Here is a 26,062-nt window from a genome sequence, read left to right on the forward strand (position 1 = left end):
CGAGACCGAGGGCCTCGAGTGGGGCTCGGCGACCATTCCGGTGCCGGAGGCGGGCGACGAGCCGATCGCACCGCTCGGCGGCGAGGTGTGGACGGTGCCCGTGACGACGCCCGACCGTGAGGCGCGTGCCGCTCATGTCGTCGAGTGCCTCAACGCGCCGGAGACGCAGCTCGAGACCGCGCTCACCAACAACACGGTGCCCAGCAACGAGGAGGTCTCGCAGGACCTCATCGCGGAGCAGCCGGAGATGGAGTCGATCGTGCAGACGGTCGCCACGGCCAACTCGCTCACGGGCGACTCGGGCCTGAAGTGGAACGACGTCAACGCGGCTCTGTCGGCGGCCATCCAGGCTGCGATCACCGGCCAGGCCGATCCGCAGACGGCGTTCGACAACGCGCAGGCCGAGGTCGAAGGCTGACCGAATATGGCCTCCTCCCACACGCACACGGCCGTCGTCGCTGACGGCGCCGCCCTGCGGGCTTCACGCCCGCGGGGCGGCGCCCGCGACGACGGTGCCCGCGGCAGCCGCAGCACCTCGAGACGCCACATCCTCGTGATGTGGGCCTTCATCGCGCCGGCCGTCCTCTACGTGATCGTGTACTTCGGGTACCCGATCGTCGGCAACCTGGTGATGAGTTTCCAGGACTTCGACACCTCGACGTTCTACACCGGTGAGGCGCCGTGGGTCGGATTCGACAACTACGTCGACGTCCTCACATCCACGCTGTTCGGGACGCTCACGTACAACACGTTCATGTTCACGGTCGTCTCGCTCGTCTCGACCTTCGTGATCGGTCTGCTGCTGGCGCTGTTCTTCAACAAGCACTTCCCGCTGGGCCGTGTGCTGCGCTCGCTGATCCTCCTGCCGTGGCTGTTGCCCCTCATCATCTCGGCCGCCGTGTGGCGGCGCATGATGGACGAGGAGACCGGCATCCTCAACCAGATCATCACGGCGTTCGGGCTGCCCCAGGTCCCGTGGCTGACCAGTCCCGACTTCGCGCTCTACTCGACGATCATCGTGAACGTCTGGATCGGCATCCCGTTCGTGATGGTCGTCCTCTACGGCGGACTTCAAGAGATTCCGCGGGACTACTACGAGGCGGCGGCGCTCGACGGCGCCACGGGCTGGAAGGCGTTCTGGCACGTCACGTGGCCGCTGCTTCGCCCCGTGGTCGTGGTCGTGCTGATGCTCGGATTCATCTACACGATCCGGGTGCTCGACATCATCCTCGCTCTCACCGGCGGCGGGCCCGCCAACTCGACGCAGACCTACGCCACCGAGGCGTACCAACTGTCGTTCGTCGATTTCAAGTTCGGCCTCGGAGCTGCCCTCAGCAACGTGCTGATCGTCGTGTCGCTCGTCGTCGCCGCTTTCCAGCTGCGGTTCAACCGCAAAGCCAACGACCTGGCCGGGTGATCGCATGAAAACCGCACGCAGATCCATCGCCCCCATCGCGGGCGTCGTCATCGTCGCCATCTTCCTGTTCCCGGTGTACTGGATGGTCAACTCGTCGCTCCAGGGCAACGAGAACCTCCTCGACACGCAGTGGTTCCCGTTCGACCTCAGCTTCGCGGGCTACGAGCAGGCGCTGCAGAGCCAGCTGCCGAACCTCGTCACGAGCCTCATCGTCTCGCTGGGATCGGTCGTGGTGTGCCTCGCCGTCGCCGCGCCCGCGGCATACGGCCTCTCGCGGACCGGGATCCGGATACCGGGGACGAACATCTTCCTGGTCATCCTGATCATCACGCAGATGATCCCCGGCATCGTGATCGCGAACGGGCTGTTCCCGCTCTACAACAACCTCGGGCTGGTGAACTCGTACGTCGGGCTCATCCTCGCGGACGCCTCGCACGGCATCCCGTTCTGCATCCTGCTGATGCGCGCCTTCATGGCGAACATCCCGAGTTCGCTGATGGAAGCGGCGCGCATCGACGGTGCGAACGAGCTCCGGGTGTTCCGGTCGATCGTCCTGCCCATCAGCCGCAACGCGCTGGTGACCTCTGCCGTCTTCGCGTTCCTGTTCGCGTGGAGCGACTTCCTGTTCGCGCTGACGCTCACGACCGACGACACGGTCGTGCCGATCACGTTGAGCATGTATCAGTTCATCGGCGCGCACACGCAGAGCTGGGCGGCCCTCATGGCCACAGCCGCGATCGCGAGCATCCCGGCGGCGGTGCTGCTTGTCGTCGCGCAGCGGTACATCGCCGCGGGTGTCACCGGTGGGGCGGTCAAGTGATGGCGAGCACTCCGTGGCGGGTGGCGATGATCGGTACCGGCTTCATGGGCACCGTGCACTCGCACGCGTGGCGATCCGTGGCGCACGTGTTCCCGGTGAGGCCGGTGGAGAGGTCGGTCGTATGCGGGCGCGACCCCGAGCGCACCGAGGAGGCCGCGACCCGGCTCGGATGGAAGCGCGCCGAGACCGACTGGCGCCGCGTCATCGAGGACGAGACGATCGACATCGTCGACATTTGCGCGCCCGGCGATGCGCACATGGACATCGCCATCGCCGCCCTCGATGCCGGCAAGCATGTGATCTGCGAGAAACCGCTGGCCAACACGGTCGCCGAGGCGGAGTTGATGGTGCGCGCAGCGGATGCCGCGGCATCCCGTGGAATCGCTGCCATGGTCGCGTTCAATTACCGGCGGGTGCCCGCCGTCGCCTATGCGCGGGCGCTTGTGGCCGAGGGACGCCTCGGCGAGATCCGCCACGTGCGTGGACAGTACCTGCAGGACTGGATCGCAGACGCCTCGTTTCCGCTGGTGTGGCGACTGCAGAAGGAGCGTGCGGGGTCCGGCTCGCTCGGCGATATCGGCGCACACGTCATCGATGCCGCCGAGTACGTCACCGGGCAGCGCTTCGATGAGGTCACGGCGACACTGCACACGTTCGTCACGCAGCGCCCGCTCGCGCGTGCGTCGGTGGGCCTCAGCGCGGTCGGGGGTGACGAGACGGGCGAGGTCACGGTGGACGACGCCGCGCTGGTCACCGGGCGGATGACGGGCGGCGCACTCGCGACGATCGAAGCGACACGCTTCGCCACAGGACGCAAGAACGCGATGCGCCTCGAGGTCAACGGTTCGCTTGGCAGTATCGCGTTCGATTTCGAGTCGATGAACGAACTGCATTTCTACGACGTGAACGATCCGGGGCGTGATGCCGGGTTCCGCCGCATCTATGTCACCGAGCCGGACCACCCGTACGCGGCGGCGTGGTGGCCCCACGGTCACGGGCTCGGATACGACCACGCGTTCGTGAACGAACTCGGGGATTTCCTCACCGATCTCGCCGAGGGTCGCCGGCCGCAGCCGTCGTTCGACGACGGGCTTCATCTGCAGCGCGTGCTGGACGCATCGGAGCGCTCGAGCGACAACGGCTCGGCGTGGACACCGGTCGAGAACGGCAAGAAGCGGAACCGAAGCAGACCGAGATGATCAGGCGGGTCCGCCGCGCATGTCTCGCACTTCAGTTCCGGGGTGGCGCCGTGGACTCGCGGACGATGAGCTCTGACGCGAGCTGAACGCGCGTGTTGGCGACGCCATGCCCCCGCGACATCGCGATGGCCATGCGGGTGGCCTCGGTCGCCATGCCCTCGAGAGGCTGCCGCATCGTCGTGAGCTGCGGGGTCACCCACTGGCACAGCTCGACGTCGTCGAATCCGACGACCGACAGATCGTGGGGGATGCTGAGGCCCCGGGCGCGCGCAGCCTGGTAGACGCCGTACGCCTGTTCGTCGGAGCCGCTGATGATGGCGGTCGGCGGTGCTGACAGGTCGAGCAGTTCGCCGCCGCGCGTGACGCCGCCGTCGACGAGGGAGTCGCCGACGCGGATCAGCTCGGGATCCCGCTGGATTCCCGCGCGGCCGAGCGCGGAGAAGTAGCCGTCGAGCCGGTCCTGGTGGCATGCCTGGTCGATCGGCCCGGTGACGAACCCGATCCGCCGATGGCCGAGTGACAGCAGGTGCTCGGTGGCGTCCCGGCCGGCCTCCCAATCCGTCGCCGACACGTTCGGGAACGACTCGGTGTCCACTCCGAGCGGATCGATCATGACCACCGGCACTTCGAGGCGTGAGAAGAGCTCCTTGGCGTCCTCGGGGAGACTCGAGACCACCAGCACCACGCCGTCGGTTCCGCGCTTCGCAAGGTGCGAGACCCAGTCCGGCGCGCCGGCGGGCCTCAGATTCGTGGTCGTGACCACGAGGTCGATCCCTGATCGCGTCGCCTCGGTCTGCGCCCCGCGGAGAAGCTTCATCGCCCATTGCGTCTCGAGCCCGCGGATGACGAAATCGACGATGCCCGTCTCGCGACGTGTGCGGTGACGTCGTTCGTAGCCGTGCTCGTCGAGGAGCTTCTCGATGGCATCGCGCTTGGTCGGCGAGATCCCTTTGCGGCCGTTGAGGACGCGCGAGACCGTCGCGACCGACACGTCCGCGGCCGCCGCGATGTCGGCCAGCGTGCTCCTGTCGCTCATGATCCTCAACCCCTTCCGTCGTGCGAGCCGTTGACCGGCAGGACAACTGTAGCTAATCTTACAGCGCAAGTTGCGTTGCAACTTTATGTGCAACTCTGATAGAAACGTTCCGCAAGTTGCAGTCCCCAATCACGAGCCCGTCGAAGACGCGGGCGGAAGGAAGACGCAGATGTCGAAGTGGATGTCAGTCCGGCGAGGAGCCCTCGCGGCCGTCGTCGCCGTGGGAATGGTTTCGGTGGCGGCATGTTCGGGCGGTGGGGGTGGCGGGGCCGGCTCGGACTCGTCGACCGCCACGGAAGGCGACCTGATCTGGTGGGGGTGGACGCCCGACAAGCCCGTCGCCGACCAGCTGATCGCGAAGTTCAACGAGGAGTACCCCGACATCGCGGTCGAGTTCGTATCGAAGCCGATCGACACCTACGACTCACTCATCGGCCCCGCGATCACATCGAGCGAGGGGCCCGACATCTTCAACCTCGCCCCGGGTTCGGCCAACGGCGGCGTCGGGGTCTTCCACGCCGGCGCCATGGACCTGGGACCCGTCGTCGAGGAGGCGCTGGGCGAGGACTGGCAGGACCAGCTCGCCGCGACCGGTGTCGAGGGGCTGACCGTCGACGGCAAGGTGGCCGCTCTCTCGGCCGGCGCCGTGTACTCGGGCGGGCTGTGGATCAACAAGGACATCTTCGATCAGCACGGACTGACCGCCCCGACCACGATGGCCGAGTGGCAGTCGGTGTGCGAGACGCTCGAGGCCGCCGGCCAGGGCTGCTTCATCCAGGGCGCCGGCCAGAACGGCTTCAACATGGACACCTTCGAGGCGATCATGGAGAACGTCGAGCCGGGTGCCTACGTCGCCGCGTCGCAGGACGAGAAGAGCTACACGGATCCGGAGTTCGTCGAGGGCCTGGAGATCTGGAAGTCCCTGTTCGACGACGGCATCATGCAGGAGGGTGCCGTCGGCGTGCAGCAGTACCCCGAGGCCAACAACGCCTTCATGAAGGGCGAGTACGCCATGATCATGATGGGTTCCTGGTACACGCAGTACACGGTGCGCGACATCATGACCGGCGCGATGTCGGCCGCCGGCGTGGCCGACCCTGAGCCGTTCACGATGGTTCCCATCCCGTTCCCCGACCTCGCGGGCACCGGCAACGTCGGCAGCATGTTCGGCGACGCCGACTACGGTCTGGCCATCAACGCGCAGTCCGACCAGCAGGCTGCCGCGGAGACCTTCGTGCTGTGGCTGACCACCTCGGAGGAGGGGCAGCAGGCTGTCGCGAACACGCTCAACGACATCCCGTCCCTCGTCGGGATCCAGCCCGAATGGGACTCGATCGAGCTCGTCGACCCCGAGGTCCAGCGGTCGCTCCTGATCGACTACACCGAGCAGGCGAGCGAGTCCACCCAGCCGCGATTCGCGACCGTGAGCCCCGACCTCAACGGGGCGTTCGAAGACGTCCTGATCGGCGTCGCGAGCGGATCGATGTCCGTCGACGAGGGTCTTGAGACTCTCCAGGCCGCGGCAGACGCGGACTGATTCCCCACGCACGTCCCCCGCGGGTCCTTCGGCGCGCGCGGGGGACGGAATGGAGCGAACAATGGCACTCGCAACCGATACCGAATCGCTCGTGACCAGACGGACGCCGGCGGCGCGAGCTCCGCGCAGGACGCGGGCCCTCTCGGGCGGTGGCCTGGTGTGGATCCTCCCGGCGCTCGCGCTCGTGGTCGGCATGATCTACTTCTCGATCGGCTATACCGGCTACGTCTCGACGCAGGACTGGAACGGGTTCATCCTCAGCCCGTCGGAGTTCGTCGGATTCGAGAACTTCACCGCGATGTTCGGCGACGCGATCTTCTGGCAGGCCCTCGGGCACACCGTCGTCTTCTTCATCGTGACCTTCACGATCCAGACCGCCATCGGGTTCGCGTTCGCCGCGATCATGCACTCGCGCCTGCACCTGAGGGCGATCTACAAGGTGATCATCTTCGTGCCCACGGTGCTGGCGCCCGCGACGATGGCGCCGGTCTTCCGGTCGATCTTCGATGCGAACGGCCAGCTGAACCAGTTGCTGGATGCGATCGGCCTCGGAGCCTTGACGACGCCGTGGCTCGCCGACGGGGCCACCGCGATGCCGGTCGTGATGGCGATCACGATCTGGCAGTGGACCGGCCTCACCTTCATCCTCTTCTACGCCGCGATGAGCCAGATCGAGCCCGAGGTGCTCGAGGCCGCGCGCATTGATGGCGCGGGCAACTTCCGCGCACTCGTGTCGATCGTGTGGCCCATGTGCAGCGGCACGACGATCGCGCTGGCGACCCTGGGCATCATCGGTGCGCTGAAGACCTTCGACGTGCCGTACCTCGTGACCCGCGCCGGGCCCAACCACGCCACCGAGTTCCTCGGCACCTACATCTACCAGGAGATGGTGCAGGAGAAGCACTTCGGGTACGCCGCCGCGATCTCGGTGGCGCTGCTCGTGCTGGCGATCGGCGGCGGCGTGCTCATGCGTCTGCGTGCACGACGAGAGCGAGGAGTCTGACATGTTCGACATCCGTTCCCGTATGAGCCGGGTGGCGATCCAGGTGCTGGCCACCGTCATCGTGATCCCGTTCCTCCTGCCCCTGGTCGCGATGGTGGCCGGCTCGCTCGCAGGAGAAGGCTGGGGCAACTACAAGAAGGTCTTCGACACCGGAATGGTGCCGCTCTACTTCATGAACAGCGCGATCGTCGCGGGCGTCACGATCCTCTTCGTCTATGTCTGCACGATGCTCGCGGCGTTCGGCTTCGCGAAGCTGCGGATCGCGGGCAAGGAGATCTATTTCTGGCTGCTGTTGGTCGCGCTGACGATGCCGGAGGCCGTGCTGCTCACGCCGTTGTTCGTGACGGCGTCGACGTTCGACATGTACAACGAGCTCATCGCTGTGATCCTGCCTCTGGCGGCGCTGCAGGTGCCCTTCACCGTGCTGCTCGCGCGGGGCTTCTTCGAGGGGATCCCGACCGAGCTGATGGAGGCGGGCCGCGTCGACGGCGCGAACGTGGTCCAGGTCTTCTGGCACATCGTGCTTCCCCTCACCAAGCCGATCGCGGGCGCCATCGTCGTGCTGACGCTGATCAACGCGTGGAACGCCTATCTGCTGCCGATGCTGATGCTGCTCGACCCGGCGAAGCAGGTCGTGACGCTGCTGCCGTCGTTCTTCATCAGCCAGTACACGAACGACCAGACGGGAGTGCTCGCCTCGGCGGTGATCACAGCCGTGCCGGTGATCGTGGCCTACCTGCTGCTGCAGCGCAGCTTCGAGCGGGGCCTGGCCGCGGGGGCACTGAAATGACGGCGTCCGCGTCCTCGTGCCGGAGGCTGGACGGCCAGCTGGCGCTGGTCACCGCGGGCACGGCGGGGATCGGCCTCGCCGTCGCGGAGCGGTTCATCGCCGAGGGTGCGGAGGTGGTGGTCACCGGCACGAATGCCGTGCGCGCCGACGAGGCCGCGCGCCGGCTCGGCGATCGCGCGCACGTGGTCCTCGCCGATGCCGGCGATGTGTCGGGCGCCGCATTGACCGGGCGCCTGCGTGAGCTCGGCCGACCGCTGGACGTCGTGGTGGTCAACGCAGGGAGGGACATCGCGGCGACGCCGATCGTCGACACGACGCCGGAGGCATTCGATCTGGTCGCCGGCCTGAACTTCCGCGGCGCGTTCTTCACGCTGCGCCAGAGCATCCCGTTGATGCGCGACGGGGGTCGCATCGTCCTGATGTCGTCGATCGCCGGTCACAACGGCGGGCCGGGTCACGCGGTGTACAACGCCACGAAGGCCGCCGTGCGCTCGCTCGCCCGCACCGTCACGGCCGAGCTGCGGGGGCGAGGCATCCGTGCGAACGTCGTCAGCCCCGGCCCGACCGACACCGAGGGGTTCGACCGGTTCATCGGCGGGTCCGAGGATTTTCGCGGCCGGATCGTCGACCAGGTCCCCGTGGGCCGCGTCGGCCGGCCCGACGAGGTGGCGGCGGTCGTGCTGTTCCTGGCCAGCGAGGAATCCAGCTTCGTCGCCGGCGCCGAGATCGTCGTCGACGGCGGAATGAGCCAGGTGTGAGCCGTCCGGCTCTCAGACAACCAAGGAAGGCAAGAAGTACATGACAGATCCGGTGAGATTCGCGGTGGTCGGAAGCGGGTGGCGTTCGAAGTTCTATCTGCGGCTCGCTGCCACTGCGCCCGAGCGGCTGAAGGTGGTGGCGGTGGTGAGCAATTCGGATGCCGCCGCCGATGCGATGGCGAAGGAATGGGGGCTGCCCTCGTACCGTTCGCTGGACGACGCCGTCGCGCTGCGGCCGGAGTTCACGGTCGCCGCCGTGTCGTGGCCGGCGATGCCGGGCGTCGTGGAGCACCTGGTCGATGCCGGGGCGCGCGTGCTCGCCGAGACGCCCCCTGCGCCGACCGCGGACGGGCTGCGTGCGCTGTGGCAGTCGGTGGGCTCGTCGGGCCTGGTGCAGGTCGCGGAGCAGTACATGCTGATGCCCGGTCATTCCGCCCGGCAAGCGGTCGTCGACCGCGGGGCGATCGGCGCGCCGACGGCGGTGCAGGTGGCCTCGACGCACCTGTATCACGCGACGGCGATCATGCGCGCGCTGCTCGCGGCGGGCATGGCCGAGGCGACCGTGACGGCCCGCACGTTCGACGCGCCGCAACTGGATCCGCTCGGCTTCGACGGATGGGTGCAGGACCCGCAGCCCGAGCCGCGGCGGACCACCATCGCGACGCTCGACTTCGGCGACGGCCGCATGGGCCTCTATGACTTCGTCCAGAACCAGTGGTGGAACCCGTTGCTGGCCCGCCGGATCGTGATCCGGGGCACCCGCGGCGAGATCGTCGACGACGTCGTGACCCGCATGACGGTGGACGGCCCGGTGACCTCGCCGCTGTCTTACCGCCGCACCGGAGTCGACATGAACCTCGAAGGCAACGACCTCATGAGCGTCGCCTTCGACGGCGAGGTCGTCTACCGCAACGCATGGGCCGGCACGAGGTTCTCGGAGGACGACCTCGCCGTCGCCGAGATGCTCGCCAAGGCAGGCGCGTGGGCGCGCGGCGAAGGACCCGAGCCGTACTCGCTCGCCGAAGCATGCCAGGACCACCTGCTGGGCCTGGCGATCGAAGAATCCGCACGCTCCGGTCAGGACGTGTATGTCAAGAAGGAGGCCTGGGCCTGATGCCACTCGTCACTGTTGAGATCTCGGAGTCCGTTCCCGTCGAGACCCGCCGGAGGTACGCCGACGCGATTCACGAGGGGCTCGTCGAAGGGCTCGGGATGGATGCCGCTGATCGGTTCCAGGTCATCCACCCCCTGCCGGACGGGCACATCATCGCCGACCCGAGCTACCTGGGCGGAGAGCGTCGCAACGTCGTCTACATCCGCGTCCAGATGGTGCGCATGTACGACAAGGCGGCCAAGACGCAGATGTTCGCAGCCGTCGCCGCACGGCTGGAGGCCGAGGGCGTGCGGCCGGACGATGTGTTCATCGTGATCACCGAGAACACCCTCGAGGACTGGTACCCCGGCGCGAGGGGGGCGCGATGACGGACCGCGTCGAGACGCTCGACCTTCAGCTGCGCGCGGCCGACGGCTCGCCGATCGCCGACACCGTGGTGGTCATCGAGCAGACGAGACACTCGTTCGGGTTCGGCAACATCGGGTTCGACTTCATCGGGCTGCTGGGCGGTTCTGCCGCCGATCCGACCGCGGACGCCGCCCGGTTCTTCGGCGGGGCGGACGCCGAGGCCGCCGGCCTCATCCTGCCGTCGTGGCTGGAACTGTTCAACACGGTGACGCTGCCCTTCTACTGGCGCGGCTACGAGCCACGGCCGGGCGTCACCGATGTCGATCGCCTTCGCGCGACCGCGCAGTACTTCGCCGACCGAGGGGTCACCGTGAAGGGGCATCCGCTGGTGTGGCACACGCTCGCCCCGTCGTGGCTGCTGGCGTTCGAGGACGACGAGGTGGAGCGCATCCTGCGGGACCGAGTCACCCGTGAGGTGGGCGACTTCGCCGGTGTGATCGACCAGTGGGACGCGATCAACGAAGCGGTCATCCTCCCGGTCTTCACCGCCGAAGAGAACGCCGTGACCCGTCTGGCCCAGGTCCGCGGCCGCGTCGAGATGGTCAGGCTCGCGTTCGAGACCGCACGAGAGGCGAACCCGCAGGCACGGCTCGTGCTCAACGACTTCGATCTCTCGCCGTCCTATGAGCGGCTCATCGAGGAGTGCCTGGCGGCCGGCATCCGCATCGATGCTCTCGGCCTGCAGACCCACATGCACAAGGGGTTCCGCGGTGAGCGCGAGATCTTCGAGACGATCGACCGGTTCTCGCGGTTCGGGCTCCCGCTCCAGCTCACCGAGACGACGCTGCTGTCCGGCGAGCTCATGCCGCCGCACATCGGCGATCTCAACGACTACGTGGTGGACTCGTGGCCGACGACCGAGGAGGGTGAGGCTCGCCAGGCCGACGAGATCGTGCGCCACTACCGCACCGTCCTCTCGCATCCCGCGGTCGAGTCGCTGACGTACTGGGGGATCACGGATGCCGGAGCCTGGCTGGGCGCTCCGTCCGGGCTGCTGCGGGCGGACGGCTCGCCCAAGCCGAGCTTCACCGCTCTGCACGACCTCATCAGGGGTGAGTGGTGGCATGCCGCGCAAGAGCTCCGCACGGACGGGGACGGGGTCGTGCAGGTCCGCGGCTTCGCGGGCGACTACCGCGTGGCGCAGGACCGCGGGGAGGCGAGCTTCGTCGTTCCGCGCGGCGGCGGCCGCGCGGAGGTCGCGCTCCACGCGAGCGCCTCATGACCGCGGTCACCGCCGGCGACGGCGCCTCGCGGCATCCCGCGACGACGGTGCGAGCCAAGTGCGTGGACGATGCCGGCTGAGAACATCGGCCGCGCCGCACGCAGCACCGCCTGGTACGGCGGCGACGACCGCAACACGTATCTGCATCGGGCGTGGATGCGCCGCGGGCTCCCCGACCACGCGTTCGACGGGCGGCCCTCGATCGCGATCGCGAACACCGCCTCGGACCTCGCGCCGTGCAACAGCCACCTCGACGAGGTGGCGCAGAGCGTCAAGTACGGCGTCTACGAGGCGGGCGGCATCCCCTACAACCTGCCGATCCCCTCGCTCGGAGAGACCACGGTGCGCACCACCGCGATGCTGTGGCGCAACATGGTCGCGATGACCGCCGAGGAGCTTCTGCGCGCCAACCCGGTCGACGCGGTCGTGCTCCTCGGCGCGTGCGACAAGACGATCCCGGCACTGCTGATGGCCGCGGCATCCGTCGGCATCCCCGCCGTGGTCGTGCCGGGCGGACCGATGCTCAACGGCTCGTTCCGCGGCGAGACGCTCGGGTGCGGCACCGACGTCTGGAAGCTCAGCGAGGAGGTGCGCGCGGGTGTCGTCGACCAGGACTTCTTCCGGCAGTCCGAGTCCGCGATGATCCGCAGCCGCGGCACCTGCAACACGATGGGCACCGCCTCGACGATGGCATGCGTGACCGAGGCGCTCGGCATGACGATTCCCGGGATCGCCGGGGTGCCGGCATCCGACAGCCGCCTCCTTCAGATGGCGCATGAGACGGGAAGGCTGGCCGTCGAGCTCGCGCACGAGGGGCGCACGCCCGATCGGATCATGACGCGGGAGGCATTCCACAACGCGATCGTGACCCTCGCCGCGATCGGCGGGTCGACGAACGCCGTCGTGCACCTGCTGGCCATCGCCGGTCGCCTCGGAGTCGACCTGACTCTCGACGACTTCGACCGGATCGGCCGGGACGTGCCGCTGCTGGTCAACCTGCAGCCGGCCGGCCGCTACCTCATGGAGGACCTCTTCCGCGCGGGTGGCCTCCACGCGGTGCTGGGGCAGCTGCGCGACCGCCTCGAGCCGTCCGCCCTGACGGTCACCGGGCGCCCGTTCGTCGACACCGTGGACGGTGCGATCTGGGATCCGGACGTGATCCGCACCCGTGACGAGCCGCTGCAGGAGGCAGCGGGCCTGGCGGTGGTCCGCGGCAACCTGGCACCGGGAGGCGCGATCGTGAAGCCCGCGGCGGCGACGCCGGCGCTGCTGCAGCATCGCGGCCGCGCCGTCGTGTTCGACTCCGTCGAAGACATGCGCGAGCGCATCGACGACCCCGACCTCGACGTCGACGAGACCTCGGTGCTGGTGCTGCGCGGCTGCGGTCCTCGCGGCTACCCGGGGATGCCGGAGGTGGCCAACATGCCGCTGCCGCAGAAGCTCCTGGCCAAGGGCGTGCGCGACATGGTGCGGATCTGCGACGGCCGCATGAGCGGGACGGCGTACGGCACCGTGGTGCTGCACGTCGCCCCCGAGGCGGCGGTGGGCGGCCTGCTCGGCGTCGTCCAGGACGGGGATCTGATCGAGCTGGACGTGCCCGCGCGGACGCTCACGCTCCACGTACCCGACGAAGTGCTCGCCATGCGCACGCCGCCCGCCGGCTTCACTGCGCAGCTCGCCGCGCCCCGCCGCGGCTGGGAGCAGCTGTACGTGTCGCACGTGAATCAGGCGGATGCCGGCGCCGACCTCGACTTCCTGGTCGGGGCCAGCGGGGCCGGCGTCCTGCGCGAATCCCACTGACCCGGCCGGCACCGCCGGCCGCCACCGACCTGTTATCGAGAGGAGAGTTCCATGCGCGCCGCCGTGCTCCGCGAACCCGGGACGCCCTTGTCCATCGAAGACGTCGAGTTGCTTCCGCCCGGGCGGGGCGAGATCCTCGTCGACGTCGAGGCAGCGGGCGTCTGCCATTCCGATCTGCACTACATGCGAGGTGAGCTCTCGTGCCCGTTGCCGGCCGTGCTCGGGCACGAGGGTGCCGGACGCGTAGCCGCCGTGGGGGAAGGTGTGACGTCAGTCGCGCCGGGCGACCGCGTCGCGTTGATGTGGCGCCCCAATTGCGGTTCGTGCCCGCCCTGCCGGCGTGGCAACCCCGTCATGTGCGTCTTCGGACCCGTGCAGGCCCAGGGTGGCGGACTGCTCGACGGCCCCGGGCGGCTGCGGCAGGGGAGTGAGCGGATGAATCACTTCCTCGGGGTGTCCTGCTTCGCCGAGCAGGTCGTCGTCCCCGAGCGGAGCGCCGTGAAGGTCCGCGACAGCATCCCTGCGGCCCTCGCGGCGATCGCCGGGTGCGCGGTCGTCACGGGCGTCGGTGCCGTGACGAATGTCGTCGGAGCCTGCGCCGGCGACTCGCTCGTCGTGGTCGGAGCCGGCGGCGTCGGCCTCGCCGCGGTCATGGGTGCGAAGCTCGCGGGGGCATCGCCGATCATCGCGATCGACCTCGACCCGCGCAAGCTGGACCTTGCGCAACGGTTCGGTGCGACCCATGTCGTCGACGCGCGCGCCGACGATGTCATCGCGCGGGTCCACGGCATCGTGCCGGGCGGGGTCGACTGGGTCATCGAGGCGGTCGGGCGTCCTGCCACGCTGCGCGACGGCCTCGGGATGCTCGCCCCGGAGGGAACCCTCGTCGCCGTGGGCCTCGGCAGCGCCGGGCAGACGTTCGACGTGCCGATCAATGACCTCGTGCAGCGGCAGAAACGGATCGTCGGCTCGCTCTACGGCTCATCCAACCCGCACATCGACATCCCGCGGATCCTGGGCCTCTACGAGTCGGGGCGGCTTCCCCTGGACGACCTGATCGGCAGACGGTATCCGCTCGGGGCGGTCAACGAGGCATTCGACGGACTGCGCGACGGGGCCGTCGGCCGGGCCATCATCGTGCCGACACAGGAGGATCACTCGTCATGACCGATTTCGCCACGTACCCGAGCCTCCGCGGGAAGGCAGCGCTAGTCACGGGCGGTGCGGCAGGGATCGGCGGTGAGATCGTCCGCCAGCTGGTCGAGCAGGGAGCCGAGGTCGCGTTCCTCGATGTCGACGCCGGTGCGTCCGCCGCGGCGGGTGCACGCTTCATCCGCTGCGACGTCCGCGATGTGTCCCCGCTCCAGGCCGCGGTGCGGCAGGTGGCGACCGAGCTCGGCGCCCTCGACATCCTGGTCAACAACGCGGCCCGGGACGACCGCATCCCCTTCGACGAGCTCGACGTCGACCGGTGGGACGAGCAGATCGACGTCAACGTCCGCCACCACGTCTTCGCGACCCAAGCGGCCGCGCCGTTCATGCGCCGCGCCGGCGGCGGGTCGATCGTCAACATGGGTTCGATCAGCGCGCACATCGACCTGCGCGATCTCGCGGGCTACGTCACCGCGAAGGCGGGGATCGAGGGGCTCACCCGCACCCTCGCTCGCGAACTCGGGCGCGACCGCATCCGGGTGAACTGCGTCATCCCCGGCTGGATCATGACGGAGCGTCAGCTGCGCGACTGGGTGACACCCGAGGCCGAGCGGCTGATCGAGGCGAGTCAGGCTCTGCCCGAGAAACTGGCTCCGGCCGACGTGGCCAGGCTCGTGCTGTGGCTGGCGGCCGACGACTCCCGCCTGTGCACCGGGCAGAGGTGGATCGTCGACGGCGGCTGGATGTGAGCTCAGCCGCCGAAGGCGTGGACGGGCGCGCCGGCGACCTCGGTCTGGATCGCGAACAGACCGCCGGCGTGGGGCTCGGGGTCTGCGAGTCCCTGACGCGAGGTCGTGATGTAGAGGGTGCGGCGGTCGGGCCCGCCGAATGCGCACGACGTGACGTTCATCGCCGGTACCGTGACGACGAGGTCGAGGGCACCCGAGGGCGCATAGCGGTGGACCGCGCCGCCGCCCCACAGTGCGACCCAGACCCCGCCTTCGTCGTCGATCGACATGCCGTCCGGCATCCCCTTCGTGCCGTCGAATCGTACGAAGGGCCGGCGATCGCCGAACTCTCCGGTGGAGAGGTCGAAGTCATACGCCCAGATGACACCCTCGCCGGTGTCGGCGTGCAATGCGGTCGTGCCCGCGTCGCTCCACACGAGTCCGTTCGGGATGGTCACCCTGCCCATGACCACGTGCACAGACAGATCCGGATCGAGCCGGTACATGCGTCCGCCGTCCGCGCGGGTGTCGTAGGCCATGCTGCCGCAGTAGAAGCGTCCGGCAGCGTCGCACGCCCCTTCGTTCATCCGCGCAGTGCGCTCGCGAAACACCGGGATCTCGGTGACGATCGCCAGGTTCTCGTCGGTCAGCGCGAAGCCGCGCTCGATCGCGACCACGTAGCCGCCATCGCGCCGGCCTCGGATCACGGCTGCCACATCGGACACGTGCGACCTGCGCACGCTCGCGTCGTCCGACGTCAGCACGTCGCCGCGAAGCATGTCGACGAACCGGACACTGCCGGTCGCGTCGTCCCAGAACGCGCCTTCGCCATGGAATACCCCGGCGGTGTCTGCCGACACCAGTTCGGCTCTCATGCGGTCCCCTGTCTGTCATCGGCAGGCCGTCCGGCCTTCGGCTCGCCCCGACTTGGCAACGTTGTACAACGACGCTACCCTGAAATCCAGAATTGTTGTTGACGAGAACAAATATCCGGAAGGTCAAGGATGACACACCCGACGGACGTCGTGGCGGCTCCCGCGTGGGCTGATCCCACGGCAGACATCGAAGCCCGCGTCGAGGCGCTCATAGCCGAGATGACACCCGCCGAGAAGATCGCGCAGCTGGGCAGCTACTGGGCCGACAAGCGCGACTCGACGCAGATCATCGCACCCATGCAGGACGTGCTGTCGAAGGGCCGCCCTCCGTTCGAGGAGGCCGTCGCCGACGGCATCGGTCACCTCACGCGCGTCTTCGGCACCGCACCGGTGACCGCTCGTGAAGGCATGGGCAAGGTCCGCGACTCGCAGCGCCATCTGCTCGAGGGCACGCGGCTGGGGATCCCGGCCGTCGTCCACGAGGAGTGCCTGACCGGCTTCACGACTCTGGGAGCCACGGTGTATCCCGCTTCGATGGCGTGGGCGGCGACGTTCGACCCCGAGCTCGTGCGCGAGATGGCGAACGCGATCGGCTCCGACATGGCCGCGGTCGGGGTGCACCACGGGCTCTCGCCGGTGCTCGACGTGGTCACCGACTACCGCTGGGGCCGCGTCGAAGAGACGCTCGGCGAGGACCCGTACGTCGTGGGCACGCTCGCGACCGCCTACGTCGAGGGACTCCAGGGTGCCGGCGTCATCGCGACGCTCAAGCACTTCGCCGGACACGCCACATCCCGCGGCGGGCGGAACCACGCCCCGGTGTCGATGGGTGAGCGCGAACTGCGCGACCTCGTGCTGCCGCCGTTCGAGATGGCGGTGCGCGTCGGCGGCGCGCGGAGCGTCATGAACTCGTACACCGAGCTCGATCGTGTTCCCGCGGGCGCGGATCGCTGGCTGCTGACCGAGCTGCTGCGCGATGAGTGGGGCTTCGACGGCACCGTCGTGTCGGACTACTGGGCCGTCGCGTTCCTCAAGTCCAAGCACGGCGTCGCCGAGACGATGGCGGATGCCGGAAGGCTGGCCCTTCACGCGGGAATCGATGTCGAGCTGCCCGACATCGCCGCGTACCGCATCCTCGACGACGGCGATCCCGATCCGGCGCGCACCCGGGCCGACATCGATACCGCGGTGCGGCGCGTGCTCACCCAGAAGATCCAGCTCGGGCTGCTCGACGCGGGCTGGGCGCCGGCCGAGCCCGCCGACATCGATCTCGACAGCGCCCGCAACCGCGACATCGCGCGGCGCCTCGCGGAGGAGTCGATCATCCTGCTCGACAACGACCGAGGCCTGCTCCCGCTCGACCCCGCCACCAACGCCGGCACACGGCGGATCGCTGTCGTCGGCCCGTGCGTCGAAGACCCGGGTGCGCTCATGGGTGCGTACTCCTACCCGATCCACGTCATGCCGCGGCATCCCGACATGGGACTCGGCATCGACGCGACGTCGATCCCGGCCGCCCTCCGCTCCGCGGCGCCCGGTGCCGAGGTCGTGGTCGAACGGGGCACGCCGCTCGTCGACCCGGCCGACGACGTGGAGTTCGCACGCGCCGTCGAGGCCGCGGCGGCAAGCGACGTCGTCATCGCGGTCGTCGGCGACCGCGCAGGCATGTTCGGCAAGGGCACGTCGGGAGAGGGATCGGATGCCCCGAGCCTGGACCTTCCCGGCGACCAGGGCCGTCTCGTCGACGCGCTGCTGGACACGGGCACGCCGGTCGTGCTGCTGGTGCTCTCGGGCCGGCCCTACGCGCTCGGTGCCTACACCGGACGCGCGGCGGCGATCGTGCAGTCGTTCATGCCGGGCGTGGAGGGTGCCGCCGCCATCGCGGGCGTCCTCACCGGCGAGGTCAACCCGAGCGGGCACCTCCCGGTGCAGATCCCGCGCACCAACGGGGCGCTTCCTCACACCTACCTCGCGCCGCCGCTCGGCCAGGACGGCGACCGCATCAGCAACCTGTCGATCGCACCGGCGTTCCCGTTCGGCCACGGCCTGTCGTACACGACGTTCGCGCTCGGCGACGTCACGCTCGACGGTGACGCCATGCCCAACGACGGCACCGTGGTCGCATCCGTCGCGGTCACCAACACCGGCGACCGCGCAGGCGCGACCGTGGTCCAGCTGTACAGCGCCGATCCGGTCGCGCAGGTGACCCGGCCCGTGCAGCAGCTGGTCGGCTACGCCCGGGTGTCGCTCGAGCCCGGCGAGACGGCATCCGTCTCGTTCGAACTGCATGCCGACCGGTTCTCGTTCACGGGACTTCAGCGCCGCCGCATCGTCGAGCCCGGCGTGGTGAACTTGACCGCGGGGCTGTCTCTGACGGACGTCACGGCGCCCGCCGCCCTCACCGTCACCGGTCCCACGCGCGTCGTGGATGATCCGGTGCTCGTGACCGGGGTCCGAATCGAGAAGGGGGATGCCGCATGACCGGCCTGACCGCGCAGAGCTGGCCGATCGCGGCCGCGGCGCTTCCGTTCCCCGGGCGCCTGCCCGACGGTCGCAGCGTGACCGAGGCGGGACCCGAGGCGTGGCGCGGACCGTTGACCGACGTCGCCGACGCCGGCTTCGACCGCATCGATATCACCGACTCCTGGCTGCGCGTCGGAGATCTGAGCCCCGAGCGTCTGACGGACCTCACTGCTCTCGCCGGCGAGGCAGGCGTGGTGCCGACGTCGATCTCGGCGATCCGGTGTAGCGTGATCGACCACGCGAACGGCGAGGCGAACCTCGCCTACAGCCACCGGACGCTGGATGCCGCCGCGGCGCTGGGCATCGAGACGGTGTCGTTCGGTCTGCACCAGGCGCTGACGGCCGAGCAGCAGGAGCAGCTGTGGTTCTGGACCGTCGAAGGCCACCAGGACGACCCGGCGGACTGGGACCTCGCGGTCGGCAGGCTGCAGGAACTGGGCCGTCATGCGGCCGAGATCGGCATCCTCGTCTCGCTCGAGATGTACGAAGACACGTTCCTCGGCACCGGCGATTCCGCCGTGCGGCTCGTGCAGGACATCGGCATGGACAACGTGGGGCTCAACCCCGACATCGGCAACCTCGTGCGGCTGCACCGGCCGATCGAGCCGTGGTCGGAGCTGGTCGAGAAGACCGTCCCCTACGCGAACTTCTGGCACGTCAAGAACTACGCGCGCGACGAAGACCGCGCGCGGGGCGCCTACTTCGCGGTGCCGGCGCCCATGCAGTACGGCCTCATCGACTACCGCCGCGCCTTCGCGTACGCGATAGAGCAGGGCTTCCAGGGCGTGATCTGCGTCGAGAACTACGGCGGCGACGGACTGAGCGTGTGCGCGGACAACCGTGACTACCTGCGCCGGCACGTGCTGCCCAAGCGCGAGGGCTACGCGCTCGGTGCGAGCAGAGTGCGCCAGCCGCGTCATGACGGCGGTGCCGCATGACCCGCATCGCGAACGACGCCGCGGACTTCGTGCCGCAGGCCCTCGCCGGATTCGTGGCCGCCCACGGCGACCTCGTGCGCGCCGTCGACGGCGGCGTCGTGCGCGCGACCCCGGCCCCTCGCGGCTCGGTCGCCGTCGTGGTCGGCGGCGGTTCCGGACACTATCCGGCCTTCGCAGGCGTGGTGGGTGCCGGCATGGCCGCCGGAGCGGTCTGCGGCAACATCTTCACGTCGCCGTCGGCGGGCCAGGCCTATCGCGTCGCGAAGGCGGCGCACCGCGGCGGCGGAGTGCTGTTCAGCTTCGGCAACTACGCCGGCGACGTGCTGCATTTCGGCGAGGCCCAGGACCGGCTGCGCGAAGAGGGAATCGACGCGCGCACCGTGCTGTGCACCGACGACATCGCCAGCGCGCCCATCGACGAGATCGACAAGCGCCGCGGCATCGCCGGCGACTTCACGGTGTTCAAGATCGCGGGCGCCGCCGCCGAACGGGGCGACTCGATCGATGAGGTCGAGCGGCTCGCCCGGCGGGCGAACCATCGCACGCGCACCCTCGGGGTGGCTTTCGGCGGATGCACCTTCCCCGGCGCCCACGAGCCGCTGTTCACCGTCCCCGAGGGGATGATGTCGATCGGGCTCGGCATCCACGGCGAGCCCGGCATCCGCGACGTGCCGCGCACGAGTTCGGCCGAGCTCGCCCAGACCCTCGTCGACGCGCTGCTCGGCGATGCGCCCGAGAACCGCGGCGATCGCGTGGCCGTGATCGTCAACGGGCTGGGCACCGTGAAGTACGAGGAGCTCTTCGTGCTCTTCGGGGATGTCGCGGCCCGGCTCGAAGGAGCCGGCATCACCGTCGTGCAGCCCGAGGTCGGCGAGCTCGTGACGAGTCTCGACATGGCGGGGGCATCCGTCACGCTCTTCTGGCTCGATGACGAGCTCGAGCCGTTGTGGGCGGCTCCCGCGTACACGCCGGCGTACCGCAAGGGCATGGTCCAGATCGCGGCCGCGAGCGATGCCGACGTGGTCGAGGTCGACGAAGTCGCTGCGGTGGACGCCGTCGAGGCGTCCGAGTGGTCCCAGAACGCGGCGGCCGTGGCGCTGACGTATCTCGATGTCGTTCGCGCGACGATCCACGAGCACGAGACCGAACTCGGCCGCATCGACGCGATCGCCGGAGACGGCGACCACGGGGTCGGCATGCGCAACGGAGTCGATGCCGCGACGGATGCCGCGGACCCGGCTGCCGGACTGTCGGCCATGCTCACCACTGCCGGCGACGCCTGGAGCGAGAAGGCCGGGGGCACGTCCGGCGCTCTCTGGGGTGCCATGCTGCGCGCGATCGGGCGCGCACTCGACCACGACGACGCCGACCTGCGCAGGGCCGCCCCCGAGGCCGCCCGCGCCGCGCTCGACGCCGTCGCCTCGCGAGGCGGCGCCCACGTCGGCGACAAGACCATGGTCGACGCACTCGACCCGTTCGCGCGCACGCTCGCGGCCCGACTCGACGCCGGCGACGACGTCGGCGACGCGCTCCACGCTGCGGCGCAGGCGGCGACCGACGCAGCGGCGTCCACTTCGGCGCTGCGGCCGGCACTCGGCCGAGCGCGCCCGCTGGCCGAGAAGAGCCTCGGGCACCCGGACGCCGGAGCGACCTCGCTGGCACTCATCGCGACGGCGATCGCCGAGGCATCCACATCCCGCCCCACCCGAGAGGAAGAACGATGACCGAGCCACTGCGGATCGTCGTCGGAAGCGACGACGCCGGCTACGAGTACAAGTCCGCGCTGAAGGCCCTGCTGGAGGCCGACCCGCGGGTCGAGTCCGTGGCCGACGTCGGGGTCGCCGGCGATGAGCACACCGACTACCCCCATGTCGCGGTGGAAGCCGCGCGACGCGTCGCAGCGGGTGACGCCGACCGGGCGCTGCTCATCTGCGGCACGGGTCTGGGCGTGGCGATCTCGGCGAACAAGGTACCGGGCATCCGCGCCGTCACCGCCCACGACAGCTACTCGGTCGAGCGGTCGGTGCTCAGCAACAACGCGCAGGTGCTCACGATGGGCCAGCGCGTCATCGGTCTCGAGCTGGCCAAGCGGCTGGTGTCGGAGTGGCTCGGCTACAGGTTCGATCCGGCATCCGCTTCCGCCGCGAAGGTCGCGGCCATCGATTCGTACGACAACCTCGGCGAGCCCGGCCATGGTGCCGATCAGAACAGTGCCGATCAGAACGGTGCTGATCAGACCAGTGCCGATCAGAACAGCGAGGCAGGCGCATGACCCGGATCGCCGTCGTCGGCAGCGGCTACATGGGCGGCGGGATGGCGCAGGTCTTCGCGCTCGCCGGTCACGACGTCATCATCTCGGACGTCACCGCCGAGATCGCCGCGTCCAACCTGGAGCGCATCCGCACCGAGACCGAGGAATTCGAGCAGCAGGGGCTGTTTCCGGCCGGTGCGAGCGCCGTGATCGCCGAGCGGATCACCGCCGCGCAGAGCATCGAGGATGCCGTCGCGGACGCCGAGTTCATCGAGGAGGCGGTGCCTGAGCGCATCGAGATCAAGCACGAGACGCTCCGTCGCATCTCGCGGGCGAATCCGACCGCGGTCATCGGCAGCAACACCTCGACGATCTCGATCGCGAAGCTCGCCGAGGCCGTGGAGCACCCCGAACGATTCCTCGGCGTGCACTTCTCCAACCCGGCGCCGTTCGTGCCCGGCGTGGAGCTGATCCCGCACCCGGCCACAGCCGAGAGCGCGATCGTCGTCGCCGAAGAGATCGTCGCCGGAAGCGGCAAGATCGGCGCCCGCGTGAAGGACGCGACCGGATTCGTGCTGAACCGGCTGCAGTACGCGCTCTTCCACGAGGCGACCCAGCTGGTCGACGAGGGCGTCGCGACGCCGGAAGACATCGACGCGATCGTCCGTTCGACGTTCGGCTTCCGCCTGCCGTTCTTCGGCCCGTTCGCGATCGCCGACATGGCCGGGCTCGACGTCTACGCCTTCTGCTACGCGTCGCTTCAGGGCGACTTCCCCGAGCGCTTCGCGACGCCGGCGATCCTCGCCGAGCGCATCGAGCGCGGGGAGCTGGGAACCAAGACCGGCGGCGGCTTCCGGGCCATCGACCCGGAGCGCATCTCCGAGCTGGTCGCGTACCGCAACCGCGCCTACGCGAAGATGAAGGAGCTGCTGGACGAGCTCGGCCCCTCGCCGTTCGACCAACCGGCAGGGGAGGCGCGGTGAGCGTGACGAAAGACACGGCCGGGGAGCGCAACTGGGCGTCGAACGTCGTCTACGGATCCGAGCGGATGGTGGCGCCGCGTTCGATCGAGGAGCTTGCGGATGCCGTCCGTTCCGCGTCGCGCGTGAAGGCCCTGGGCAGTCGCCACTGCTTCAACACGATCGCCGACACCGACGGCGTGCACATCGTCGCTCGTGAGCTGCCGGCCGAGGTGGCGGTCGACAGCGAGCGCCGGGTCGTGCGAGTGGCGGCGGGCCTGCGGTACGGGGATGTGGCGCCCCGGCTCGACCGTGAAGGATGGGCGCTGGCCAACCTCGCGTCGCTGCCGCACATCTCGCTCGCCGGAGCGGTGGCGACGGGGACCCACGGGTCGGGAGATGCCGTGGCGTCGCTGGCCGCATCCGTCGCCGCGGTCGAACTCGTGACGGCCGACGGCGAGACGCTCCGGTTCGCGCGGGGCGACGCGGACTTCGACGGAGCGGTGGTCTCCCTCGGGGCGCTGGGCATCGTGACCGCCCTGGAGCTCGACATCGTTCCCACCTTCGACATCGCCCAGACGGTCTATGAGCGGTTGCCTCTGGACGCCGCGCTCGACGATCTCGACGCGGTCACCGGCCTCGGCTACAGCGTCTCGATGTTCCACACCTGGCGCGATCCCGACGTGGTCGACCAGCTGTGGGTGAAGCGGCGCGCGGATGCGGCCGGCGCCGTACGTGACGAGGTGCTCGGCGCTTCGCGCGCGACCGTGAAGCGGCATCCGCTCCCCGATGTCTCGGCCGAGAGCTGCACCGATCAGCTCGGCGAGCCCGGCCCGTGGTTCGCACGCCTGCCGCACTTCAAGCTGGAGTTCACGCCGTCCAACGGTGACGAATTGCAGTCGGAGTATCTCGTGCCCCGCCGCAACGCCGTCGCCGCCATCTCGGCACTGCGCGAGCTCGCCCCGCGCGTGGTTCCGCTGCTGCAGGTGTGCGAGCTGCGCACCGTCGCGCGGGACGACCTGTGGCTGTCGCCGGCGTACCAGACCGATGTGATGGGTCTTCACTTCACGTGGAAGCCCGATCAGCCGGGCGTGGAGGCGCTGCTGCCGATCATCGAAGCAGCGCTCGCTCCACTCGGCGCGCGCCCGCACTGGGGCAAGCTGTTCACCCTCGAGGGTGCGGAGCAGCGGATGCGGCAGCTCTACCCCCGCTGGAACGACTTCGCCGCGCTGCGCGAACGCCTCGACCCCCGTGGAGTCTTCCGCAACGACTTCCTGGCCCGACTCGGACTGTGAATCAGGGCCGCGTGCGTCTTGTCGGCTAGGTCGCCGCCGCTTCCTCGTCTGCGGCGAAACCGGCGCGGAAGCGCCGCGCTGACTCCTCCACGTGGCGCCGCATGGCGTATGCGGCAGCATCCGGTTCCCGCGCGCCGATCGCGTCGATGATCTGCTGATGCTCCTCGATCGCCTCCGCGGTGATCGAAGACGTGCTACTCAGGCGGAAGAGGTGGACGTGAGGATGGAGCCTGGCAAGCGAGTCTCGGATGTACAGATTCGAGCTTCCGAGCGCGATCGCGTCGTGCAGCTGCGCATCGATCTGCGAGAAGCGGGCGTAGGAGGTCAGGCCGTCGGAGCCGCGTTGCTCGTGCAGCTCCCGCATGTCCGCTTCGAGAGTCGACAACAGGGCGATGTCTTCGGGCGACATCCGCTCGGCCGCCCGCCGGGCGGCCGCCGGCTCGAGCAGCAGCCGTACTTCGACCATCTGCTCGAACTGGTCGCGGGTCATCTTCGGGGCGACGCGGTAGCCGGCCAGGTGATTGCGGACGACGATGCCCTCGGCGTCGAGCCGATGCAGGGCCTCGCGTACCGGAGTCTGCGAGACGCCCAGTTCTCGTGCCAACGCGTCGATCGTGAGCCGATCTCCCGGGCCCAGGTCTGAGGTGAGGATCCGCGACAGCAGCGATCCATAGATCTCGGTCCCCAGCGGGGAGCGCGCGGCGCCGTCACGCGGGGAGGCGGAAGCGCCCCTGGTGTCCAGGGGCAGGTGCGCACGTTGGGCCATGTTCGTCTCCCGCGATCCGATCTGATCCGATGTCTGATGAAGTTCTAGTCTGCCGCACGTTGGACGGCCAGCGCCACTATGGGCACCGGCCAGGGAAACTCAGCGGCGCCGCTGCGACGTGTGATCGTCGAACCTCGCGGTCGGATTGACAAGTCGCGGTCTTGCCTCCTACTGTCGAATCAGATCGTATCGGATACGGTCGTTGTTCCAACGGAGGATGCTCGGATGTACGCGGTGCTGCGATCACCTGAAGAGATCGTGTTCGGACGTGGCGCGCGGCGCGCGGTGTCCGCGCTCGTGGCAGCGCGCGGATCGCGCGCCTTGATCATCGCCGACCCGTTCCTGGCCGACTCCGTGGAGATCGGCGAACTGCGGACGGAGCTCGAAGCCGCTGGACTCCGATCAGCCCTCTTCACCGACGTCGTACCGGAACTGCCCGTGAGCGCGATCCTCTCGGCTGTGAGGGCAGCGGCCGACTTCGAGGCGGACATCTTCATCGCGATCGGCGGCGGCAGCAGCATCGACACCGCCAAGATGGCCGCCGTGGTCTTGGCGCACGGGGGAGACGTGCCCGACTACTACGGCGAAGGCAACGTGCCTGGCCCGATCGCTCCGATCATCGCCGTCCCGACGACCGCAGGCACCGGCTCGGAAGTGACTCCCGTCGCCGTCGTGACCGACCCCGCCCGCGAATCCAAGGTCGGTGTCTCGAGCCCGTATCTCATCCCGGCAGTCGCGGTCTGCGACCCCGAACTCACCCTGAGCTGTCCGCCCTCCGTCACGGCGGCATCGGGCGCCGACGCACTGTCGCACGCGATCGAGTCGTACACGGCCCGCAAGGGCGAAGTCGGAGATCTGGCATCGAGCCGAGTCTTCATGGGCGCCTCCGCGCTGACCGACCTGCTCGGGCTCGAAGCGATCCGTTGTCTGGCGGCGGGCCTGGCTCAGGCCTACCGACAGCCCGACGACATTCAGGCACGTACTCTGACGATGTTCGGCTCCCTGCTCGCCGGACTCGCTTTCGGCACGGCGGGCACCGCGGCCGCCCATGCCCTGCAATATCCCATCGGCGCGGTCACGCACACGTCGCACGGCGTGGGAGTGGGGCTGCTGCTGCCTCACGCGATGGCGCTCAACGCACCGGCGCGACAGCAGGAGCTGGCCGATGTCGCTCGCGCGATGGGCGCCGGCGACAAACCCGTGAATGAACTGGCGGATGCTGCGCCTCAGCTGGTCCGTGACCTGATGACCCAGATCGGGATCCCCCACACGCTCGAAGAGCTCGGGTTCCCGCGCGATCGTCTTGATTGGGCGGCCGAGCAGGGGACGCACGCGAAACGGCTCGCAGACAACAACCCCGTAGGGCTCACGGTAGAGGCCGCTCGCGCGGTCCTCGAGGCCGCCTACGCGGGCACCCTCAGCTTCGACCCCGAGACGTTGGGAGCATCGCGATGACCATCCTGTCCTCTGA

Annotated in this window: 24 protein-coding genes; 21 read left to right on the top strand and 3 right to left on the bottom strand. The window is 69.2% G+C overall.

Translation table 11 applies throughout. The features are described from left to right. The first annotated feature begins 40 nt into the window (after window positions 1–40). The 4 genes from ACLKM7_RS08695 to ACLKM7_RS08710 are packed head-to-tail and all read left to right on the top strand — an operon-like array spanning window position 41 to window position 3,436. Window positions 41–418, top strand: a complete 378-nt coding sequence (locus ACLKM7_RS08695; RefSeq protein ID WP_436446769.1) for a hypothetical protein — start codon at window positions 41–43, stop codon at window positions 416–418. A gap of 6 nt (window positions 419–424) precedes the next feature. Then, entirely contained in the window at window positions 425–1,417 is a 993-nt protein-coding gene (locus ACLKM7_RS08700; RefSeq protein WP_436446771.1) for a carbohydrate ABC transporter permease, read from the top strand. A gap of 4 nt (window positions 1,418–1,421) precedes the next feature. Continuing rightward, on the top strand, window positions 1,422–2,237 hold the full coding sequence (locus ACLKM7_RS08705; RefSeq protein WP_436446773.1) for a carbohydrate ABC transporter permease: 816 nt from the start codon (window positions 1,422–1,424) through the stop codon (window positions 2,235–2,237). Beyond that, window positions 2,237–3,436, top strand: a complete 1,200-nt coding sequence (locus ACLKM7_RS08710) for a Gfo/Idh/MocA family protein (RefSeq protein WP_436446775.1) — start codon at window positions 2,237–2,239, stop codon at window positions 3,434–3,436. Before ACLKM7_RS08705 ends, ACLKM7_RS08710 begins: the two co-directional genes overlap by 1 nt. Before the next feature lie 31 nt (window positions 3,437–3,467). Here ACLKM7_RS08710 and ACLKM7_RS08715 read toward each other — a convergent pair whose 3' ends face one another. Further along, window positions 3,468–4,472, bottom strand: coding sequence for a LacI family DNA-binding transcriptional regulator (locus ACLKM7_RS08715; RefSeq protein WP_436446777.1), 1,005 nt, complete (start codon window positions 4,470–4,472; stop codon window positions 3,468–3,470). Between the two features lie 169 nt (window positions 4,473–4,641). On the opposite strand from ACLKM7_RS08715, the gene ACLKM7_RS08720 reads away from it, so the two are divergent. From ACLKM7_RS08720 to ACLKM7_RS08765, 10 genes are all read left to right on the top strand, one after another. After that, on the top strand, window positions 4,642–6,009 hold the full coding sequence (locus ACLKM7_RS08720) for an ABC transporter substrate-binding protein (RefSeq protein WP_436446779.1): 1,368 nt from the start codon (window positions 4,642–4,644) through the stop codon (window positions 6,007–6,009). Window positions 6,010–6,070: 61 nt separating this feature from the next. After that, on the top strand, window positions 6,071–7,012 hold the full coding sequence (locus ACLKM7_RS08725; RefSeq protein ID WP_436446781.1) for a carbohydrate ABC transporter permease: 942 nt from the start codon (window positions 6,071–6,073) through the stop codon (window positions 7,010–7,012). Window position 7,013: 1 nt separating this feature from the next. Beyond that, window positions 7,014–7,802, top strand: coding sequence for a carbohydrate ABC transporter permease (locus ACLKM7_RS08730; protein ID WP_436446783.1), 789 nt, complete (start codon window positions 7,014–7,016; stop codon window positions 7,800–7,802). Next, window positions 7,799–8,560 carry an SDR family oxidoreductase gene (locus tag ACLKM7_RS08735; protein WP_436446785.1) on the top strand — a complete coding sequence of 254 codons (762 nt, stop codon included), beginning with the start codon at window positions 7,799–7,801 and terminating at the stop codon, window positions 8,558–8,560. Before ACLKM7_RS08730 ends, ACLKM7_RS08735 begins: the two co-directional genes overlap by 4 nt. Before the next feature lie 40 nt (window positions 8,561–8,600). Continuing rightward, on the top strand, window positions 8,601–9,674 hold the full coding sequence (locus ACLKM7_RS08740) for a Gfo/Idh/MocA family protein (protein WP_436446787.1): 1,074 nt from the start codon (window positions 8,601–8,603) through the stop codon (window positions 9,672–9,674). Continuing rightward, window positions 9,674–10,042, top strand: coding sequence for a tautomerase family protein (locus ACLKM7_RS08745; protein ID WP_436446789.1), 369 nt, complete (start codon window positions 9,674–9,676; stop codon window positions 10,040–10,042). The genes ACLKM7_RS08740 and ACLKM7_RS08745 overlap by 1 nt, the downstream gene beginning before the upstream one ends. After that, the gene (locus ACLKM7_RS08750; RefSeq protein WP_436446791.1) at window positions 10,039–11,304 is read left to right on the top strand and encodes an endo-1,4-beta-xylanase; all 1,266 of its coding nucleotides are present in this window, start codon (window positions 10,039–10,041) and stop codon (window positions 11,302–11,304) included. The genes ACLKM7_RS08745 and ACLKM7_RS08750 overlap by 4 nt, the downstream gene beginning before the upstream one ends. 69 nt (window positions 11,305–11,373) lie before the next feature. Further along, window positions 11,374–13,104, top strand: a complete 1,731-nt coding sequence (locus ACLKM7_RS08755; RefSeq protein WP_436446793.1) for an IlvD/Edd family dehydratase — start codon at window positions 11,374–11,376, stop codon at window positions 13,102–13,104. Window positions 13,105–13,155: 51 nt separating this feature from the next. After that, window positions 13,156–14,271: a zinc-binding dehydrogenase gene (locus ACLKM7_RS08760; protein WP_436446795.1), complete on the top strand. Its 1,116-nt coding sequence runs from the start codon at window positions 13,156–13,158 to the stop codon at window positions 14,269–14,271. Further along, entirely contained in the window at window positions 14,268–15,005 is a 738-nt protein-coding gene (locus ACLKM7_RS08765) for an SDR family NAD(P)-dependent oxidoreductase (RefSeq protein WP_436446797.1), read from the top strand. Before ACLKM7_RS08760 ends, ACLKM7_RS08765 begins: the two co-directional genes overlap by 4 nt. A gap of 2 nt (window positions 15,006–15,007) precedes the next feature. On the opposite strand, the gene ACLKM7_RS08770 is transcribed toward ACLKM7_RS08765, so the two are convergent. Beyond that, window positions 15,008–15,859 carry an SMP-30/gluconolactonase/LRE family protein gene (locus ACLKM7_RS08770; RefSeq protein WP_436446799.1) on the bottom strand — a complete coding sequence of 284 codons (852 nt, stop codon included), beginning with the start codon at window positions 15,857–15,859 and terminating at the stop codon, window positions 15,008–15,010. A gap of 129 nt (window positions 15,860–15,988) precedes the next feature. Here ACLKM7_RS08770 and ACLKM7_RS08775 point away from each other — a divergent pair, with 129 nt between their 5' ends. From ACLKM7_RS08775 to ACLKM7_RS08800, 6 genes are all read left to right on the top strand, one after another. Further along, complete coding sequence (locus tag ACLKM7_RS08775) at window positions 15,989–18,340, top strand: glycoside hydrolase family 3 N-terminal domain-containing protein (protein ID WP_436446801.1); 2,352 nt, start codon at window positions 15,989–15,991, stop codon at window positions 18,338–18,340. After that, window positions 18,337–19,320: a sugar phosphate isomerase/epimerase family protein gene (locus ACLKM7_RS08780; protein ID WP_436446803.1), complete on the top strand. Its 984-nt coding sequence runs from the start codon at window positions 18,337–18,339 to the stop codon at window positions 19,318–19,320. Before ACLKM7_RS08775 ends, ACLKM7_RS08780 begins: the two co-directional genes overlap by 4 nt. Beyond that, window positions 19,317–21,044 (top strand): dihydroxyacetone kinase family protein, encoded by a 1,728-nt coding sequence (locus ACLKM7_RS08785; RefSeq protein ID WP_436446805.1) that lies wholly within the window; start codon window positions 19,317–19,319, stop codon window positions 21,042–21,044. The genes ACLKM7_RS08780 and ACLKM7_RS08785 overlap by 4 nt, the downstream gene beginning before the upstream one ends. Continuing rightward, window positions 21,041–21,592 carry a ribose-5-phosphate isomerase gene (locus tag ACLKM7_RS08790; RefSeq protein WP_436446807.1) on the top strand — a complete coding sequence of 184 codons (552 nt, stop codon included), beginning with the start codon at window positions 21,041–21,043 and terminating at the stop codon, window positions 21,590–21,592. The genes ACLKM7_RS08785 and ACLKM7_RS08790 overlap by 4 nt, the downstream gene beginning before the upstream one ends. Further along, on the top strand, window positions 21,589–22,554 hold the full coding sequence (locus ACLKM7_RS08795) for a 3-hydroxyacyl-CoA dehydrogenase family protein (RefSeq protein WP_436446809.1): 966 nt from the start codon (window positions 21,589–21,591) through the stop codon (window positions 22,552–22,554). The genes ACLKM7_RS08790 and ACLKM7_RS08795 overlap by 4 nt, the downstream gene beginning before the upstream one ends. Before the next feature lie 65 nt (window positions 22,555–22,619). Continuing rightward, window positions 22,620–23,825 carry a D-arabinono-1,4-lactone oxidase gene (locus ACLKM7_RS08800; protein WP_436446896.1) on the top strand — a complete coding sequence of 402 codons (1,206 nt, stop codon included), beginning with the start codon at window positions 22,620–22,622 and terminating at the stop codon, window positions 23,823–23,825. A 25-nt stretch (window positions 23,826–23,850) separates the two neighbouring features. Here the strand turns inward: ACLKM7_RS08800 and ACLKM7_RS08805 are convergent, their stop codons facing one another. Continuing rightward, a complete protein-coding gene (locus ACLKM7_RS08805) occupies window positions 23,851–24,591 on the bottom strand; it encodes a GntR family transcriptional regulator (RefSeq protein ID WP_436446811.1) in 741 nt (246 codons plus the stop codon). Between the two features lie 225 nt (window positions 24,592–24,816). Here ACLKM7_RS08805 and ACLKM7_RS08810 point away from each other — a divergent pair, with 225 nt between their 5' ends. Beyond that, window positions 24,817–26,046, top strand: coding sequence for an iron-containing alcohol dehydrogenase (locus ACLKM7_RS08810; RefSeq protein ID WP_436446813.1), 1,230 nt, complete (start codon window positions 24,817–24,819; stop codon window positions 26,044–26,046). Window positions 26,047–26,062 lie beyond the last annotated feature (16 nt).

The organism is Microbacterium sp. I2, from assembly GCF_051364985.1.
Classification (GTDB): domain Bacteria; phylum Actinomycetota; class Actinomycetes; order Actinomycetales; family Microbacteriaceae; genus Microbacterium.

Bases quoted from the DNA above. Each gene is read 5' to 3' on its own strand.
- ACLKM7_RS08740 (WP_436446787.1), top strand. From the start codon at position 8,601: ATGACAGATCCGGTGAGATTCGCGGTGGTCGGAAGCGGGTGGCGTTCG.
- ACLKM7_RS08790 (WP_436446807.1), top strand. From the start codon at position 21,041: ATGACCGAGCCACTGCGGATCGTCGTCGGAAGCGACGACGCCGGCTAC.
- ACLKM7_RS08795 (WP_436446809.1), top strand. From the start codon at position 21,589: ATGACCCGGATCGCCGTCGTCGGCAGCGGCTACATGGGCGGCGGGATG.
- ACLKM7_RS08745 (WP_436446789.1), top strand. From the start codon at position 9,674: ATGCCACTCGTCACTGTTGAGATCTCGGAGTCCGTTCCCGTCGAGACC.
- ACLKM7_RS08735 (WP_436446785.1), top strand. From the start codon at position 7,799: ATGACGGCGTCCGCGTCCTCGTGCCGGAGGCTGGACGGCCAGCTGGCG.
- ACLKM7_RS08750 (WP_436446791.1), top strand. From the start codon at position 10,039: ATGACGGACCGCGTCGAGACGCTCGACCTTCAGCTGCGCGCGGCCGAC.
- ACLKM7_RS08770 (WP_436446799.1), bottom strand. From the start codon at position 15,859: ATGAGAGCCGAACTGGTGTCGGCAGACACCGCCGGGGTATTCCATGGC.
- ACLKM7_RS08760 (WP_436446795.1), top strand. From the start codon at position 13,156: ATGCGCGCCGCCGTGCTCCGCGAACCCGGGACGCCCTTGTCCATCGAA.
- ACLKM7_RS08810 (WP_436446813.1), top strand. From the start codon at position 24,817: ATGTACGCGGTGCTGCGATCACCTGAAGAGATCGTGTTCGGACGTGGC.
- ACLKM7_RS08700 (WP_436446771.1), top strand. From the start codon at position 425: ATGGCCTCCTCCCACACGCACACGGCCGTCGTCGCTGACGGCGCCGCC.
- ACLKM7_RS08725 (WP_436446781.1), top strand. From the start codon at position 6,071: ATGGCACTCGCAACCGATACCGAATCGCTCGTGACCAGACGGACGCCG.
- ACLKM7_RS08780 (WP_436446803.1), top strand. From the start codon at position 18,337: ATGACCGGCCTGACCGCGCAGAGCTGGCCGATCGCGGCCGCGGCGCTT.
- ACLKM7_RS08755 (WP_436446793.1), top strand. From the start codon at position 11,374: ATGCCGGCTGAGAACATCGGCCGCGCCGCACGCAGCACCGCCTGGTAC.
- ACLKM7_RS08765 (WP_436446797.1), top strand. From the start codon at position 14,268: ATGACCGATTTCGCCACGTACCCGAGCCTCCGCGGGAAGGCAGCGCTA.
- ACLKM7_RS08710 (WP_436446775.1), top strand. From the start codon at position 2,237: ATGGCGAGCACTCCGTGGCGGGTGGCGATGATCGGTACCGGCTTCATG.
- ACLKM7_RS08715 (WP_436446777.1), bottom strand. From the start codon at position 4,472: ATGAGCGACAGGAGCACGCTGGCCGACATCGCGGCGGCCGCGGACGTG.
- ACLKM7_RS08775 (WP_436446801.1), top strand. From the start codon at position 15,989: ATGACACACCCGACGGACGTCGTGGCGGCTCCCGCGTGGGCTGATCCC.
- ACLKM7_RS08730 (WP_436446783.1), top strand. From the start codon at position 7,014: ATGTTCGACATCCGTTCCCGTATGAGCCGGGTGGCGATCCAGGTGCTG.
- ACLKM7_RS08785 (WP_436446805.1), top strand. From the start codon at position 19,317: ATGACCCGCATCGCGAACGACGCCGCGGACTTCGTGCCGCAGGCCCTC.
- ACLKM7_RS08705 (WP_436446773.1), top strand. From the start codon at position 1,422: ATGAAAACCGCACGCAGATCCATCGCCCCCATCGCGGGCGTCGTCATC.
- ACLKM7_RS08720 (WP_436446779.1), top strand. From the start codon at position 4,642: ATGTCGAAGTGGATGTCAGTCCGGCGAGGAGCCCTCGCGGCCGTCGTC.
- ACLKM7_RS08805 (WP_436446811.1), bottom strand. From the start codon at position 24,591: ATGGCCCAACGTGCGCACCTGCCCCTGGACACCAGGGGCGCTTCCGCC.
- ACLKM7_RS08800 (WP_436446896.1), top strand. From the start codon at position 22,620: ATGGTGGCGCCGCGTTCGATCGAGGAGCTTGCGGATGCCGTCCGTTCC.